The 16,449-nt window shown below is 61.7% G+C and carries 16 protein-coding genes, 1 other RNA gene and 1 CRISPR repeat array; of the genes, 13 read left to right on the forward strand and 4 right to left on the reverse strand.

What is annotated here, in order from left to right:
- The 3 genes from HMPREF9371_RS04005 to HMPREF9371_RS04015 all read left to right on the forward strand — a co-directional run.
- A partial coding sequence (locus HMPREF9371_RS04005; protein WP_009118637.1) for an IS5/IS1182 family transposase occupies positions 1-273 on the forward strand: 273 nt, incomplete at its 5' end.
- 280 nt (positions 274-553) lie between these two features.
- Entirely contained in the window at positions 554-1,060 is a 507-nt protein-coding gene (locus HMPREF9371_RS04010; RefSeq protein WP_009118639.1) for a recombinase zinc ribbon domain-containing protein, read from the forward strand.
- 70 nt (positions 1,061-1,130) lie between these two features.
- Positions 1,131-1,487 (forward strand): hypothetical protein, encoded by a 357-nt coding sequence (locus HMPREF9371_RS04015; RefSeq protein WP_009118640.1) that lies wholly within the window; start codon positions 1,131-1,133, stop codon positions 1,485-1,487.
- A gap of 6 nt (positions 1,488-1,493) precedes the next feature.
- Here HMPREF9371_RS04015 and HMPREF9371_RS04020 read toward each other — a convergent pair whose 3' ends face one another.
- The 3 genes from HMPREF9371_RS04020 to ssrA form a co-directional block, all read right to left on the reverse strand.
- The gene (locus HMPREF9371_RS04020; RefSeq protein WP_009118641.1) at positions 1,494-2,408 is read right to left on the reverse strand and encodes a nucleotidyl transferase AbiEii/AbiGii toxin family protein; all 915 of its coding nucleotides are present in this window, start codon (positions 2,406-2,408) and stop codon (positions 1,494-1,496) included.
- Positions 2,405-3,004 carry a type IV toxin-antitoxin system AbiEi family antitoxin domain-containing protein gene (locus HMPREF9371_RS04025; RefSeq protein WP_009118642.1) on the reverse strand — a complete coding sequence of 200 codons (600 nt, stop codon included), beginning with the start codon at positions 3,002-3,004 and terminating at the stop codon, positions 2,405-2,407. Before HMPREF9371_RS04025 ends, HMPREF9371_RS04020 begins: the two co-directional genes overlap by 4 nt.
- Positions 3,005-3,351: 347 nt before the next feature.
- Positions 3,352-3,713: a transfer-messenger RNA gene (ssrA, locus tag HMPREF9371_RS11545) on the reverse strand.
- Positions 3,714-3,831: 118 nt separating this feature from the next.
- On the opposite strand from ssrA, the gene HMPREF9371_RS04030 reads away from it, so the two are divergent.
- From HMPREF9371_RS04030 to rpsU, 8 genes are all read left to right on the forward strand, one after another.
- A complete protein-coding gene (locus HMPREF9371_RS04030; RefSeq protein ID WP_009118643.1) occupies positions 3,832-4,614 on the forward strand; it encodes a polyamine aminopropyltransferase in 783 nt (260 codons plus the stop codon).
- A gap of 58 nt (positions 4,615-4,672) precedes the next feature.
- Entirely contained in the window at positions 4,673-5,701 is a 1,029-nt protein-coding gene (locus HMPREF9371_RS04035; RefSeq protein WP_009118644.1) for a tyrosine-type recombinase/integrase, read from the forward strand.
- 255 nt (positions 5,702-5,956) lie between these two features.
- The gene (locus HMPREF9371_RS04040) at positions 5,957-6,640 is read left to right on the forward strand and encodes a tetratricopeptide repeat protein (RefSeq protein ID WP_009118645.1); all 684 of its coding nucleotides are present in this window, start codon (positions 5,957-5,959) and stop codon (positions 6,638-6,640) included.
- A gap of 28 nt (positions 6,641-6,668) precedes the next feature.
- Positions 6,669-7,100, forward strand: coding sequence for a hypothetical protein (locus HMPREF9371_RS04045; protein WP_156786987.1), 432 nt, complete (start codon positions 6,669-6,671; stop codon positions 7,098-7,100).
- Positions 7,101-7,273: 173 nt separating this feature from the next.
- Positions 7,274-8,410: a PilT/PilU family type 4a pilus ATPase gene (locus HMPREF9371_RS04050; protein ID WP_415752585.1), complete on the forward strand. Its 1,137-nt coding sequence runs from the start codon at positions 7,274-7,276 to the stop codon at positions 8,408-8,410.
- A gap of 88 nt (positions 8,411-8,498) precedes the next feature.
- Positions 8,499-9,365 (forward strand): ATP-binding protein, encoded by an 867-nt coding sequence (locus tag HMPREF9371_RS04055; protein ID WP_009118648.1) that lies wholly within the window; start codon positions 8,499-8,501, stop codon positions 9,363-9,365.
- A gap of 79 nt (positions 9,366-9,444) precedes the next feature.
- Positions 9,445-10,491 (forward strand): NAD(P)H-dependent flavin oxidoreductase, encoded by a 1,047-nt coding sequence (locus HMPREF9371_RS04060; protein WP_009118649.1) that lies wholly within the window; start codon positions 9,445-9,447, stop codon positions 10,489-10,491.
- Between the two features lie 265 nt (positions 10,492-10,756).
- On the forward strand, positions 10,757-10,969 hold the full coding sequence (gene rpsU, locus HMPREF9371_RS04065; protein ID WP_009118650.1) for a 30S ribosomal protein S21: 213 nt from the start codon (positions 10,757-10,759) through the stop codon (positions 10,967-10,969).
- A gap of 179 nt (positions 10,970-11,148) precedes the next feature.
- Positions 11,149-11,910: direct repeats of the CRISPR family, unit length 32 nt; unit sequence GTTTCAACACACAGCCGCCCGTGGGCGGCTGA.
- Between the two features lie 243 nt (positions 11,911-12,153).
- Here rpsU and HMPREF9371_RS04070 read toward each other — a convergent pair.
- On the reverse strand, positions 12,154-13,239 hold the full coding sequence (locus tag HMPREF9371_RS04070) for a hypothetical protein (RefSeq protein ID WP_009118653.1): 1,086 nt from the start codon (positions 13,237-13,239) through the stop codon (positions 12,154-12,156).
- A gap of 252 nt (positions 13,240-13,491) precedes the next feature.
- Here HMPREF9371_RS04070 and gpmI point away from each other — a divergent pair, with 252 nt between their 5' ends.
- Together gpmI and HMPREF9371_RS04080 are read left to right on the forward strand one after the other, a co-directional pair.
- Positions 13,492-15,012, forward strand: a complete 1,521-nt coding sequence (gpmI, locus tag HMPREF9371_RS04075; protein WP_040660777.1) for a 2,3-bisphosphoglycerate-independent phosphoglycerate mutase — start codon at positions 13,492-13,494, stop codon at positions 15,010-15,012.
- Between the two features lie 86 nt (positions 15,013-15,098).
- The gene (locus tag HMPREF9371_RS04080) at positions 15,099-16,400 is read left to right on the forward strand and encodes a murein hydrolase activator EnvC family protein (protein WP_009118655.1); all 1,302 of its coding nucleotides are present in this window, start codon (positions 15,099-15,101) and stop codon (positions 16,398-16,400) included.
- Positions 16,401-16,449: the final 49 nt, after the last annotated feature.

Raw genomic sequence — 16,449 nt, forward strand, 5'->3', positions numbered from 1 at the left:
CAACATCTGACAGAACATCAGCTGCGGGACGGCATCATGCAAAAAGCACACCGTGGCCGACCGTTAAGCCGGGAACAAAAAGTCCGCAACGGCCGGCTGGCGAAAGTGCGCTATGTGGTGGAACAAAGCTTCGGTACGTTGCACCGCAAATTCCGCTATGCCCGTGCAACCTATTTCGGGTTGACCAAAGTAAGGGCGCAAAGTCATCTGAAAGCGATGTGTGTGAACCTGTTGAAAGCAGCCAACAGGCTCAGTGTGCCTGTCGCTGCCTAAAGGGCAGCGGATTGCCTGAAAAACAGGCAATCCGTAGAGGAGAACAGGGAAGTTTGGCTAAAAAGCGATGAAAATATCCGAAACCATAGGCTACGGTTTCGGATGCTGGGTGAGACCGAATTTTGCAAAGGTCTCAGGCCACATCTACAAGCTCCTCAGCAACCGCACCTACCTAGGCGAGTTGCGGCACAAGGACCAGTGGTACCAGGCTGAACACCCGCCGATCGTCAGCCGCGAACTGTGAGACAGCGTCCACGCGATCCTGGAGACGAATGGCCGGGTGCGGGGCAACACGACGCGGGCCAAGGTTCCCTATCTGCTAAAGGGCATCGTGTTCGGCAACGACGGTCGCGCACTGTCGCCGTGGCACACCACCAAGAAGAATGGCCGGCGCTACCGTTACTACGTACCCCAGCGCGACGCCAAGGAACACGCGGGTGCATCGGGCCTGCCGCGACTGCCAGCCGCAGAACTCGAATCGGCGGTGCTCGATCAACTGCGCGCGATCCTGCGAGCCCCGAATCTGCTCGGCGACATGCTGCCGCAGGCGATCAAGCTCGATCCGACCTTGGATGAAGCCAAGATCACTGTGGCCATGACCCGGCTCGACGCGATTTGGGATCAACTGTTCCCGGCAGAGCAGACCCGGATCGTGAAGTTGCTGGTGGAGAAAGTCATCGTGTCACCCAACGACCTCGAAGTGCGACTGCGGGCCAACGGCATCGAACGCCTGGTGCTGGAACTGCGCCCCGAGCCGGTCGAGCAACAAGAGGAGGCGCTGGCATGAGCGACATCCGCATCCAGAAGACCGGCGAGCCTGAATCCTGCAGACCAGCGACGGCAGGCTGACCCTGTCGGTGCCGATCCAGATCAAGCGCCGCAGCGGCCGCAAGCTGGTCACTCTCCCGAACGGTGAGACTGCACCGGTCAGACCGTGGGATGTGGTACCGACATCCATCCAACTGGCGCTGGCCAGGGGCCACCGCTGGCTGGCCATGCTGGAATCAGGAGAGGCGAAGTCATTGAAGGAGATCGCCACGCGGGAAGGAATCGACAACAGCTACGTCAGCCGGATGGTCAACCTGACCACGCTGGCACCCGACATTGTGGCCGCCATCCTGGACGACGCCTTGCCGAACCACATCACGCTGTTTGATTTGGCGGTTGATCCGCCAGCGCTGTGGGATGAGCAGCGAGCACGGGTCGGGCTTTGACTGGTTTCACCCTGCCACTGACAACCAGGGTCCGCCAGCCGGCCAGTGTTGCGGGTAGTCAGCATCAGCGTTCGCCGCAGCGATGACTGGAAGCAGGAAATCTCGAAGCGACACCACGATGTCCTCCAGGCGCAGCGCTTCGAGTCTGTTCTTTCCCAGAAACGCCTGCCACTGCGTCTGCTTTTTCGCATCTTGCGCAAAACCATCCGTCAGGCCAAAGGGGATGTCCGGAGGCAACGTCGTTTTGCGTCGATCGAAGGTTGCCCGAATCGCGCGTCGCAGGGTGTCGCCGTCAAATTCGGTGTACCGCGACAAGATCCAAAGGTCGAAGTAATCCTTCATCCGGCTGTTGGCGATACCCAGCGAGGCCAAGGCCTCCAGCTTCTCTGCCACCACGGTGTAGCGCGGATAGACGCGCAGTTTCGGCGCCGAGAACTCCGATAGCATCACGGGGTACTGGACATCTTCCGGCCCTGGTGTGACGGCATCGCCGAAACCGATGTCGACCTGAATCGGGCAGCGCGCTCCATCGATCAGTCCGAGCAAGGTGACGCGCACGCCGGCGTAGTTGGCTTCCTTGCGGATCTCCGCCGCTTGAACGGTGTCCGGTCGAAACGTAACACCGTCGTCAGTCTCCATCGCGCAGACGTCCTTGAAAACGGCCTCCAGGTGTGGCAACTCGGCCGAACCAAAACCCAGAAAGTCCGCATCCCGCGTCGGCCGGTGCGGGATGTCGAACCACAAGTCGAACAGCAGCGCGCCTTTCAGTAGAAACTGGTCAGCATGGGGCGAAACGCTGAGTCGGTACAGCAGCCGCTCAAGGGCGTAGCGGGTCAAGACCAGATTGAAGTCTTGTCGGGTCTCGCGGGCGCGGGTAAGCAGGCGGGCCCGCACCGAAGCGGCCGTGTTGCGCTGGTTCATGACAGGCTTTCCATGTAGGGACGCATCACATTGGCCACTCGGCACAGCGATGCATAGCGCCAGAGTTCGTCCATACTCACGCGCTTGGCTCGCCAGGCTTCCTGCAGGGCTTCCATCGCGACATCGAGGCCGATCTTGTTGCGGAACTTGAAGCAGTCGGCCACGGTGCGGGCGACGTTGGTCACGCGCACGGTCACGCCATCGATCTGGTGCTCTTCAATCCCATCGGTCAGCGCGGCACCTGAGAAGCGCACGATGCGCAGCGGGGGATAATCCATCTTCGGTGCACGCGCCTTGTTGGGAATCGCCAGCCAGACCTCGAACGGCGATTGCGTGGTGAGGTCGTGCACCCGCAGTGCTGACAGCAGGCAGACGATGGCTTGCGGGTGTTTGCGGGCCACCTCGGCCAGCGTGCCATGCTCGGATACGCTGCGATCGGGACGGGCGTACAGACCGCGACCCACGCGGACGAGCAGGCCCTGCCGAACCAGCCGCGTGAGTGCGACACTGGGCAGACCCAGCGCATCGAGATCGCGCGGGCGTATCAGGCCGCGCTGGGCGGCGAGATCCAGAATGGTCTGGTGCGAAGTTTCCATGCCACCATGATGTTGCATTACGTCGGTAGTTGTCAATATATACCGACAAAACGCAACTACGGGGTTTCCTTTGCTCCCCGATACTGCAATCCAACCGCTTGATTCGTCCGCGCGTAACTATTTGATCTGTATAGCACTGACTTATGGCCTTTGCGGACTTCGGGCCGGTTTCAGAGGGCGAGGTCAGAGCGAGGAATGGCCTGGAGAGAGTGGAATGTGGCCTGAAACGGGCCGATAGGGTGAGCGGCGAAGTCCGCAGGCTTCCGCAGGAATCCCCGCGAACACGCGGGAACCGGCGCGATCGGGCAAGAAAAAACCCCAACCGAGAACGGTTGGGGTTTCATTATTGGTGGAGGCGGGGGGAATTGAACCCCCGTCCGAAAGTCCTCTACAAAGCGTTCTACATACTTAGTCTTGCCTACTTAACATCTCGCCCCCATTCCGCCGACAGACAGGCTGTTTGGGAGCCAGTTACCTTAAATCTTATTTCCTGCCAAGTAACCCGACAGAAAACCAGTCAATGTAAGATGACGTTGCGGTAGCTTGCGCTACACAGCCCATTGACCAACTGCTGCAACGGCAGGCCTTAGGCGGCCAGTGCGTAAGTTTCGTCGTTTGCGACTATTTTGATTCAGTGTTTTACGGGAATCTGAGACCCCGGTATGCCCGCATCTGCTTCGCAACCCTCGTCGAAACCAAGATCGCCCCCAGATAGGAAAGCGCGATTATACGCGTCTTTCCCCCCAAAGGCTACCTGAAAGCCGCCTCAAGCGCCGCCCGGCCCCGCCTGTGCTAAAATCACGCCACTTTTTCCACGGCTGCCGATTATGTCCCGACACCCCTACCGCCGTCTGCGTCCGGCCCGCTTTGCCCTGCCCGAAGTGGGCATTTCGGAAAGCGGCAACATCCGCTCCCTGCATTTGGGCAGCGACACCATCCAAAGCTCGATGAATCTGGATGCGCCCGCCGAACTGGTGCTCTCTTACAGCCGCGCCATGATGGCGTGGCTGCTGTTTGCCGACACCCCGGCGCACATCACCCAAATCGGCTTGGGCGGCGGTTCTTTCGCCCGCTGGATCGACGCCTATCTGCCCGATACCCGCCAAACCGCAGTGGAAATCAACCCGCAAGTGATCAACGTCGCGCGCAGCCTGTTCGAGCTGCCGTTTGAAGGGCCCCAATTCGACATCGTGGAAGCCGACGGCGCCGAGTACGTCAAAATCCTGCGCGGCAGCACCGACGTACTGCTGGTGGACGGCTTCGACGGCGAACAGATCATCGACGCGCTAGTGGGCGAACCCTTTTTTGCCGACTGCCGCACCGCCCTGAGCGAACACGGTGTGTTTGTTACCAACTGGTGGCAGGGCGACAAACGCTACCCCGTCTTTCTGGAGCGCCTGTGCCGCGTGTTCGACGGACGGGTATTGTGCGTGCCGGCCGAAACGCACGGCAACGTGGCCGTATTGGCCTTCCAACACCTGCCGCTGCAATCGCGCGATGCGCTGAAAAAACGCGCCGGCAAACTGGCCGAACGTTACGGCTTGGATTTTCCCGCCATGCTCAAAGCCGCCGCCACCGCCCCCGGCAGCGATTGGCAATGGTGCCGCTAAACAACCGACCGATTCAGGCTACCTGAAACCCTGTTCCGATACCATGCCCGCAAACCCGATGCCCCAGCCGCCCCTCAACCCCACGCCCGCGCACCACGGCCTGCCCGATGAAGACATCCAGGCCGTGATGCAGTGGCTGTACGCCCGCGGCCGCCGCTCCCCGCACACCTTCGCCGCCTACAAACGCGAAGCCGAAAAACTGCTCAACTGGGCCGCCGGCGAAGGCAAAACCCTGCGCGACCTCAGCATCCAAGACATCGGCCGCTACCTGCACCACCTCGAACACAACAAAGCCGCCAAGCCCAGCACCGTCATGTACAGCCGGCGCGTGCTCAACCAGATGTACCAATACCTGTGCGACTTGGGCTATCTCGCCCGCAATGCGGTCAAACTCACCCCCCTGCCCGCCGTGCCGCAGGAAGAAGTGCCCACCAAATTCCTCGATTTAGACGCTTGGATCTGGCTGTGGAAATGGCTGACCGCCCGCCCCGCCGCCAACCGCCAGCAAAACGCCGTCAAAGTGCGCGACCGCTGGCTGTTCGCCCTCGTCTATCACACCGGCATGCGCCGCGAAGAAGTGGCCAAAGCCTCCATGAGCGACCTGCAATACCGCAACGGCCGCTGGACGCTGCGCGTGCTGGGCAAACGCAACAAAGTGCGCCACGTCAGCATCCACAGCGTCTTGCTGCAGGAACTCAAACAATACCGCACCGCGCTGGGGCTACCTGAACTGCCCGACAGCCAAGAAAACTTCGGCCTGATCATCCCCTTAAAAGGCGACAAAACCCGCCGCCTCACCCCCCGCGCCATCGGCCTGATGGTGCACGAGTGCCGCGAAGCCGCCCTCGCCGACTGCGACGACGACCCCATCCGCATCCAACTCATCAATATGAGCACCCACTGGCTGCGCCACACCAACACCACCCACCGCTACATGGCCGGCGCCTCCACCGAAACCATCCAAGACGAACAAGGCCACGCCGACCCCAAAACCACCCGCATCTACCTGAAAACCCTGCCCGGCCAGCGCCAGCAAGACGCCGAAAAACTGGCCGAGCTGCACGCCAATGCCGTGAAAGACAGCTAAGCGCCTATGGCAGATTTTCAGGTAGCCTGCACCGTCCTGCAGGCTACCTGAAAAGCATGGTGCGGAATATTCACGCCCCGCCGTTATCCAACTGGCAGCGCCGTATTTTCGGCCAAGCCCGGCTCCATCCCGCCCCAGGAAAAAATACTTGCCAGCTATCCGGACTTACCGTATTTTCGCCTTGCCGGCGCAGCTTTATGTTACAAAACCGCTGCGCCCAAAGGCCCGAACCCACTGATGAGCCGAAGAGAAAACATGAGCACTCTCCCCAGAAAAACCGCCCTTGTCCTCACCGCCCTCATGCTCTTGGGCGGATGTGCCGCCGTTTCCGGCACCCGCCCGAGCGATGCCGCCAGCCGAAATGCCGGCCAATACCGCAGCACGCCGCAAGACGAAGCGGCTTTCCGCCGCGCCGATTCGCTGTTCGGGCAGGGCCGCTACCGCGATGCGCTGGCGCTCTACCAAACGCTGGCGCAAAAAGGCAACCCCGATGCCATGTACAATACCGGCATCGTTTACCGCCGCTTAGGGCGGGACGGAGAGGCCATCAAATGGTTGGAGCAAGCCGTGGACGCCGGCGATCACGACGCCCATTGCGTGCTCGGCAACATCCAAGACAAAATCAGCAATTACCGCACCGCCCGCCGCCATTACGAACAAGCCGCCAATGCCGGCCTGGCCTGCGGTCAAACCGCTCTCTCGTCCTACTACATCGACGGCTTGGACGTGCGCCGCGATTTCCGCAAATCCTTCGACCTGGCCTCAAGCGCCGCCCGGCAAAACGACGCCCACGGCCAATACCTGCTGGCCCTGCATTATCTGAACAGCTGGTCGGTGGCCTACAACCCCAACCAAGCCGCCAACCTGTTGCGCCAGGCCGCCGCCCAAGGCCACCAAAAAGCACGCGAAATGCTGAATAACGGTTTGAGAAGCCGGTAACTGCCCATTCCCACAGGAGCTGATGAAAATGAAAAAATGGCTTTATTCCCTGCTTTTGGTATTGACCCTGAGCAGCTGCGCCACCTTAGACGATGTCATGAACCTCGGACAATACCGCTTCCCCTATCTGCGCCAGCTGGTCGGCCACCACATCAGCGAAGTAACCGACCGACTGAACGGCATCACCGTGCAAGACGCCCCCGCCCTGATGATCGGCGCCAACAAGCAGTATTACCTGTTCCGCACCCGGGAATATTCGCACACCGTCAACACCTACAACGGCTACGGCACCCTGATCAACCAGCAGCACAAGTACAACAGCGGTCACATCATGCTGGTAACCGATTCCAAAGGCTACATCACCCGCTACATCGAATCCGGCTACATTCCGGTAGAAGGCAGCGATTTCGACCGCACCATGCGCAGTGCGCTGCGGGATATTTTGGTGTTCGACAAATAAAACCGGCCGATACGATGCAGGTGGCACACCAGCCGCAGCCAACCCAGTACAGCAAGATTTCTCTCTTGCTGTACTTTTCATCATCCTGCTGCCGGCAAACTGCCCGGCGTACGCTTTTCTATCCAAATTCCACGAAAGAAACGTTTATGACCATCCCCGCCTACAACGAAGAGATGAAAAAATTCATCCACAGCCTGCTCCACCACCTTGTGCAGCGCAAAGGCTCCGACCTCTTCATCACCGCCGGCTTCCCGCCCGCCATGAAGCTGGACGGCAAACTCACCCCGATTACCGACAAGCCGCTCACCGCCGAGCATACCGCCCTCATCGCCCGCGCCCTGATGGACGACAAACAGGCGCAGGAATTCGACGACACCAAAGAATGCAACTTCGCCATCAGCCTGGCCGGCGTCTCCCGCTTCCGCATCAACGCCATGGTGCAACGCAGCGCCGTCGCCTTGGTGTGCCGCGTCATCACCAGCGACATCCCCGCCTTCGAAGGCCTCAACCTGCCGCCGGTGTTAAAAAACGTGGTGACGGAAAAACGCGGCCTGGTGATTTTTGTCGGCGGCACCGGCTCCGGCAAATCCACCTCGCTGGCCGCCCTCATCGACTACCGCAACCGCCACAGCCACGGCCACATCATCACCATCGAAGACCCCATCGAATTCGTGCATCCGCACAAAAACTGCATCATCACACAACGCGAAGTGGGCGTGGACACCGACAACTGGTTTGCCGCCCTCAAAAACACCCTGCGCCAGGCGCCCGACGTCATCCTGATCGGCGAAATCCGCGACCGCGAAACCATGGATTACGCCTTGGCCTTCGCCGAAACCGGCCATTTGTGCATGGCCACCCTGCATGCCAACAGCGCCAACCAGGCGCTCGACCGCATCATCAACTTCTTCCCCGAAGAGCGCCGCACCCAGCTCTTAAACGACCTTTCCCTCAATCTGAAAGGCTTTATTTCCCAGCGTCTGGTGCCGAAAAAAGACGGCAAAGGTCGCGTGGCCGCGGTGGAAGTGCTGCTCAACTCCCCGCTGATTGCCGAACTCATCCTCAGCGGCGACATCCACGCCGTCAAAGAAATCATGGCCCGCTCGCGCGACATCGGCATGCAAACCTTCGACCAATCCCTGTTCGAGCTTTACGAAGCCGGTCTCATTTCCTACGACGACGCCTTGAAAAACGCCGACTCCGTCAACGATTTACGCCTGAACATCCAGCTCAACAGCAAACAAAGCGGCGGCAGCGCCGCCAATCTCGATGCCCTCTCCATTGTAGAAGACGAGCCGGAAGAGCTTTAAGCAATTTAGGCTACCTGAAACCCACGACCTATTTTTCAGGTAGCCTAACCGACCCACAGGCTACCTGAAACCCGCCGGAGACCCCGCGATGAAACCCAAAGCCTTTCTCAAACAAGCCGCCTCCGTTTTGCGCCGCCTCGACCAAATCCTGCCGCCGGAAAACCGCGAGCCCGATTGGCAGGCCCTCGCCTTCCGCTGGCAGCGCTACGGCAACGGCGGCCTGCTCACCGCCCTGCCCCGTCCGCACACCTTCCCCCTCAAACGGCTCAGCGCCATCGATGCGCAAATGCAGCGTCTGGTGCGCAATACCGAGCAGTTCCTCGACAGCCGGCCGGCCAACAACGCCCTGCTCACCGGCTCGCGCGGCACCGGCAAATCCTCCCTCATCAAAGCCCTGCTTCACGAATACGCCGGCCGCGGCCTGCGCCTGATCGAAGTGGACAAGCACGACCTCGCCACCCTGCCCGCCCTGCTCGCCCTGCTGGAAAAACGCCCCGAGAAATTCATCGTCTTCTGCGACGACCTCTCCTTCGAAGACGGCGAAGACGGTTACAAAGCCCTCAAAACCGCGCTCGACGGCGGCCTCTCCTGCCGCGCAGACAACGTCTTGGTCTATGCCACTTCCAACCGCCGCCACCTGATGCCCGAATACATGGCCGACAACACCGCCTACACCGGCGAGCGCGGCGAAGTGCACCCCAAAGAAGCCGTAGAAGAAAAAGTCTCCCTCTCCGACCGCTTCGGTCTGTGGCTCAGCTTCTACCCCTTCGACCAAAACGACTACCTTGCCGCCGTGGCCAACTGGCTCGAAGCCGAAGGCATCGTGTTCGATGACACCGCCCGCCAAGCCGCCCTCAATTGGTCTTTGGTGCGCGGCAACCGCTCAGGCCGCACCGCCTGGCAGTTTGTCTGCGATTGGGCCGGCCGCAAACCGCACGAACGCATAGCCGACTAAACCGCCGCACCGTAGACTACCTGAAAGCCCCGTTGCGCCCGCTTAAAGCAGACACCCCCGCACACAGCAGGAACCCCTTATGCACACCCTACTCGCCGCCCTGCGCCACCCCATCATCCAAGCCCCGATGGCCGGCGTACAAAATGCCGAACTCACCATTGCCGCCTGCCGGGCCGGCATCATGGGTTCCCTGCCCGCCGCCATGCTCACGCCCGAACAGCTGCAAACCGAGCTGGGCAGCATCCGCTCGGCCGTCGGCCAAGCCGTTTACAACGTCAACTTCTTCGCCCACCGTCCCGCCGCCCCCTCTGCCGAACAGCATCATGCCTGGCTGGCCCTGCTGAAACCCTATTTCGACGCCTTCGGTCTCAGTGCGGACAATCTGCCGGCCGGCAACGGCCGCCGCCCGTTTGACGAAGCCGCCTTCCAAATCATCGAAGCCTTCCGCCCGCCGGTGGTCAGCTTCCATTTCGGCCTGCCCGAACCGAAGCTACTCGCCGCCGTCAAAGCCACCGGCGCCAAAATCCTCTCCAGCGCCACCACCGTTGCCGAAGCCCGCTGGCTAGCCGCACACGGCGCCGACGCCGTCATCGCCCAAGGCTGGGAAGCCGGCGGCCACCGCGGCATGTTCCTGCAACGCGACATCCACAGCCAAAGCGGCACCTTCTCCCTGCTGCCCAATATCCGCCGCGCCATCGATTTGCCCGTTATCGCCGCCGGCGGCATCAGCGATGCCGACACCGTCCGCGCCGCCTTCGCCTTGGGCGCCCACGCCGTCCAAGCCGGCACCGCCTTCCTCTTGGCAGACGAAGCCGCCACCTCGCCCGCCCACCGCCAGGCCCTGATCAGCCGTGCCGGCACCGACGCCACCGTGGTCACCAACCTCATCAGCGGCGGTTTCGCCCGCGGCCTGCCCAACCGCCTCACCCGCGAACTCGGCCCCATCCACCCGGCCGCCCTGCCCTTCCCACTGGCCGGCACTGCCTCCGCCTTCCTAAAAAACGCAGCCGAACAGCAAGGCAGCACAGAGTTCTCCGCATTCTGGTGCGGCCAAAATGCCGCGCTGGCAGAAACAGGTAGTACCGCCGACATCGTCGCCCGCCTGGCCGCCGGTTTGGCTACCTGAAAACAAGCCGCTGCTTTTTCTTGACAAATCGGCCGCACTCCGCAGATAATTTCGCCCTTTCGCACAGGCGGCCGAATCAGGCCGCCGCACCACGATTTTTCAGCCCTGCCCAAATAGCACGGCTCCGGTTAGGAGGTGATGTTCCTCAAGGCGCAGCGTACCGCCGGGCAAACCGCCCACCCGTACCTACCCATCCAATATTTTCGGCCGCCGCCCGTACCCAACCGCGCCGGCCTGTCAACCCATTTTATTTAAGGAAAACAAAATGCCTTCTATCCGTGTAAAAGAAAACGAACCTTTTGAAGTTGCCATGCGCCGTTTCAAACGCGCCATCGAAAAAACCGGTCTGCTGACCGAACTGCGCGCCCGCGAAGCCTACGAAAAACCGACCACCGAGCGTAAACGCAAAAAAGCAGCCGCCGTCAAACGCCTGCAAAAACGCCTGCGCAGCCAACAACTCCCCCCGAAAATGTACTGATCGGCTGCCTGCCGTTCAGAAAATAAAAACACCGCCCAGGCGGTGTTTTTTGTGGCAATTCTACTATTCAAGCCAACAGTAGCTAACGGGGTCTACCATGAAAAACATAGCGATACTGTTGTTCCAGCCGCCCGTGGGCGACTGACCTGCAACAGGCCGACAAGCTGCACGCCGCCTTGGTTTCAACACACAGCCGCCCGTGGGCGGCTGACCCGTTTATACCGAACAGGGCTGGATGTATCGGGGTTTCAACACACAGCCGCCCGTGGGCGGCTGATTGATACTGTTTCGTTATTGAGGGGCGCAATGATGAGTTTCAACACACAGCCGCCCGTGGGCGGCTGAGGCCGGTATCGACCGACAAGATGAGGAGGGCCATGTTTCAACACACAGCCGCCCGTGGGCGGCTGAGAGCGGCTCTGCGCGTCCAATTGCTCCAACTGGCGTTTCAACACACAGCCGCCCGTGGGCGGCTGACCAAGGCATTTTCGATGCGCTGGCAGGCAATATCGTTTCAACACACAGCCGCCCGTGGGCGGCTGATGTTTGAGTTTTACCGTTATGTGGAGGATTGAATGTTTCAACACACAGCCGCCCGTGGGCGGCTGATTTGATGTAACCACTATGTAAATAGACAGACTCCGGGTTTCAACACACAGCCGCCCGTGGGCGGCTGATGATTTGTCAGCGCCTGGCGGTTGTAGGTTTTATGTTTCAACACACAGCCGCCCGTGGGCGGCTGACGCATGAAGCAGCCGTTACCGCTATTAACGGCATGTTTCAACACACAGCCGCCCGTGGGCGGCTGACCTGCAAAATATCAGTGCCGAAGATGCCATAGCAGTTTCAACACACAGCCGCCCGTGGGCGGCTGAGATTTTCACGAATGGTCCGCTTATGCCATTCGTTGTTTCAACACACAGCCGCCCGTGGGCGGCTGAAGCCCTGTCGGAAAGCCTTGCCAATCCAGGCAAAAACCGCCTGTTTTCGCTAAAAACCTCCTAATGGGCACAAAGCGGATGATAGCACCATCCGCTTTCTATCCAATTATCTGAATAGTTAAAGAAATCAATCTTCGCCAACCTGCCGGGAAAATCATGAGCACCACACTTTAGCGATTGGCCGGCTATCGGCTGCCGCCGTCCCCGCCACTCTGCCGCAGGCTACCTGAAAGCCGGCAACAATCAATGCGCCTGTGCGAACAGCGGGTTGTATCCCGGCAGCGCCAAAGCCTGGCCGTAATCGGGCAAGGCGGTGCCTTCAGGTAGCGTGTCGTGCAGGAGGCGGATGTGTTCCACCCGGCACTCGGCCATCAGGTCGAGAAAGTTTTGCACCACGGTGTCCACATAATCGGTGGGCGAAAGCTGCCAGTGGAACACTTGCGGCACCAAGCCGTAGGCGCTTTCTGCGGCGTTGAAACCGAAGGCAATGCGGCCGCCGGCTTCGGCTGCGGCCACCACGCCCACGCGGGGGCTTTGCAGGCGGATGGCGCGGATGGCGTTGGCGGCAAACACATCCAGCGCCATTCTTTGCCGCATGTGGCTGCCTTCGCTGATGGCCGACAGCGGCGTGGCCGGGTTGAGCGGATTGGTAAACAGGGTCAGCTCGGGCGAGGCGAAATGCTGCTGCCAATACTGCATCATCGGCAAGGCCGCATCGCCCCAAGCCGGATATTCCTGCAGTGCGCCGTAGCCCAATACATAAACAATGTGCACGCTCTGCCCTGCCGGCACCTGCAGCACGGGTGGCGCAAACGATGCGGCCAGCTGCTCTGCGGCGGCGCGGTTTTGCTTGCCGGCAAACCATCGGGCAATGTTCACCGCCGCCATCTGCTCGGCCGCCACCACCTGCGGCAACCATTCCAGTTCGGCCAATGCCTGCGTTTGCGGGAAAGCAGCCAGCTGCGCGCGCCAGCCGGCAACGTCTATCTCGCTGCGCAACACCGCCTCTTCGCGGCTGCCGACCACAATCACCAGCGGCACCGCCACCCAGGCGGTTTCCGTTTCGGTTTTCGGTTTCAACACGCTGTCCATCGCCCGCCACAACACGCGGTAGGCCGCCGCATCCGGCGCCATCGATAAGGCCACCGAAAGGCCGAGAAAATGGTTTTGTTGCAGCATTTGATAAATCGCCGCCTCCAAACTCTCGGCGGCCAGCGTCACTTGCGCTTTGGAAGCATTGGCCGCCACCGCCGTCGCATGCAGCAGCAGTTCGTTTTTCACCGCATCGGTGGGATAAGGGCGGGTATCGGGCAGGAAACGGGCAGTCATCGGGCAAAGTCGTCAGAAATCCAAAACGGCCGGATTGTAGCAAACTTCGCCGCCGGCACGTTAGACCCGTTTGCCCGCCGCCTGCCGATGGCCGATAATCGCTTGATTGACTGCGGCTATCCGCCCCATCCGAGGCTACCTGAAAGCCGGTATCCGCCGCCCGCTTGCCCGCCGTCTTCGGCTATAATGCGCTCTGTTCTCATTGCCGGCCCCGCGCCGCTGTTCCAGATTAACGACTCCGGATCCCGCATCATGCCCCAACTGACCAAACCCATTGTTCTCCTGATTCTCGACGGCTTCGGCCACCGCTTGGAAGGCGAAGACAACGCCGTGCTGCTGGCCCGCACGCCGAATTTCGACCGCCTCAAAGCCGAATACGCCTACGGCACCATCGATGCCTCCGAGCGCATGGTCGGCCTGCCCACCGGCCAGTTCGGCAATTCCGAAGTCGGCCACCTCAACATCGGCGCCGGCCGCGTGGTGCCGCAAGACATCACCCGCATCGACATGGCCGCCGAAGACGGCTCGCTGGCCGCCAACCCCGCCCTCACCGCCGCCTGGCAAAACCCGAACCAAACCGTGCACCTGCTCGGCTGCTTCTCCGACGGCGGCGTGCACAGCCACATCGACCACTTCTTCGCCGTTATCGAAGCCGCGCTGGCTGCCGGCATGCAAAAAATCGTCGTCCACCCCTTCCTCGACGGCCGCGACACCCCGCCGCAAAGCGCGGAAGGCTACCTGAAACGCCTGGAAGACTATTGCGCACAACACCCGCAAGTCATTGTCGGCAGCGTGATCGGCCGCTTCTACGCCATGGACCGCGACAACCGCTGGGAGCGCGTGGAACAAGCCTATAACGCCCTGTTCGGCCAAGCCCCGTTTACCGCCGCCACCCCGCTGCAGGCCCTGACCGACGCCTACGCGCGTGGCGAGCACGACGAATTCGTACAAGCCACCGTCATCCGCCCCGAAGGCCGCCTGCAAGACGGCGACGCCGTTTTGTTTATGAACTTCCGCGCCGACCGCGCCCGCGAGCTGACCCAAGCCCTCACCTTCGACGATTTCGACGGCTTCGCCCGCCAACACCGCGTCCGCCCCGCCTACTTCGCCTCCCTCACCGCCTACGGCAAACAATACGCCCACCCCGTGCTGTTCGCCCCCGAAAGCATCCGCAACGGCCTGGGCGAATACCTCTCCGCCCAAGGCCTCACCCAACTGCGGATTGCCGAAACCGAAAAATATCCGCATGTTACCTACTTCCTCAGCGGCGGCCGCGAAGAGCCTTATCCCGGCGAAGAGCGCATTCTGATTCCCTCGCCCAAAGTCGCCACCTACGACCTGCAGCCCGAAATGAACGCGCCCGAAGTGTGCCGCAACATTTTGGAAAGCATCGAAAACCAACGCTTCGACGTGATTTTGTGCAACTTCGCCAACGGCGACATGGTCGGCCACACCGGCGTGCTGGCTGCTGCCATTAAAGCCGTGGAAACGCTGGACGACTGCATCGGCCGCATCGTGACCGCCGCCCAAGCCGCCGGCGGCGAAGTGCTGATCACCGCCGACCACGGCAACTGCGAGCAGATGTTCGACACCGGCAACGGCCAGCAGCACACCCAGCACACCACCAACCCCGTGCCCTTCCTCTACATCGGCCGCCCCGCCCGCATCCTGCCCGGCGGTGCGCTGAAAGACATCGCCCCCACCCTGTTGGCCATGCTCGGCCTGCCGCAGCCGGCCGAAATGACCGGACACAGCCTGATTGAATTTGCCTGATGCCGTCGGGCTACCTGAAAACCGTTTTTCAGGTAGCCCGCCGCTTCATTCACGCTTGCTTCCCCCGTTCCGATTTCAGGTAGCCCATGACCGCCCCCCGTTCCCTCCCCCTGCTGCTGCTTGCCTGCACCGCACTGGCCCACGCCGCGCCGGCCGATGATCTGCGCCATGTGCAGCGCGCCATCGGCGAGAGCCAAAACCGCCTGCAGCAGCAACAGCAGCAGCAACGCCGCCTGCAAAACGAACTGCGCCAAACCCAAACCCAACTCGACGCCGCCCGCCGCGAGCTAGACGAACTCACCCGCCGCCGCCAAAGCGTCTGGCGCGAAGTACAGGCCCTGCAAAACACGCTGGAAACCCTGCAAACCCGCATCGGCGGCACCCAGGCGCAAGTGGCCCGCCTGCTCGACAGCCGCTACCGCAACCGCCAGCCCAACGCCGTCACCCTGTTTCTGCAAAACGCCGATCCGCAGCAAAAAGGCCGCTACCTCGAATACATGCGCTACCTGAACCAGGCCAACGACCGCGCCCTCAGCGAACTGCGCCAAAGCCAGCAGCAAGCCCGCCAGCAGCAGGAAGCCGTCAACCGCCAACTGCGCGAATTGGACGAACTCAAACGCCGCCAGCAGGCCGCCGCCGCCCGCCTCGGCCGCGAACAGCAGGCACAGCAGCAGCAAAACCGCGAGCTGGAACAGAACATCAGCCGCGAAACCGCCCGCCTCAACCAGCTGCGCAGCAACGAGCGCCGCCTCAACGGCGTGGTGGCCGCCATCACCCGCCGCGCCACCCAGCGCCGGACCGAAGAAGCCGCTCGCCAACGCGCCGCCCAAGCCCAGCGGCAACGCCAAGCCGAACAGCGCCGTCAGGCGGAAGCGCACCGCCGCGCCCAAACCGCCGCATCCGACCCAAACCCGTCTGCAGAGCCGCCGGCCCCGCAAGGCAACCTCACCGCCGAAGACCTCAACCTCGCCCCACCGGCCGCCGAAACCGCCGCCCCGCGCCACAGCTTCAGCCGCCTGCAAGGCAGCCTGCGCCGCCCGGTGAGCGGCAGCATTGCCGGCCAATTCGGCCAAAGCCGCCCCGGCGGCGGCACTTGGAAAGGTGTGTTCATCCGCACCGCGCCGGCCGCCGTCCACAGCATCGCCGCCGGCGAAGTGGCCTATGCCGCGCCTTTGCAGGGCTACGGCAACACCGTCATCATCGACCACGGCGACGGCTACCTGAGCATCTACACCGGCCTCTCGCAAATCAGCGCCGGCAACGGCAGCCAAGTGTCCGCCCGCCAACCCATCGGCCGCAGCGGCAGCCTGCCCGACGGCGAAAGCGGCCTCTACTTCGAAATCCGCTACCGCAACCAGGCCATGAACCCCCTGTCTTGGGTGAATTAAGCGCCTGTTCAAACCGATACAGGCTACCTGAAAACCTTTCAGGTAGCCT

This window comes from Neisseria shayeganii 871 (assembly GCF_000226875.1).
GTDB lineage: Bacteria > Pseudomonadota > Gammaproteobacteria > Burkholderiales > Neisseriaceae > Eikenella > Eikenella shayeganii.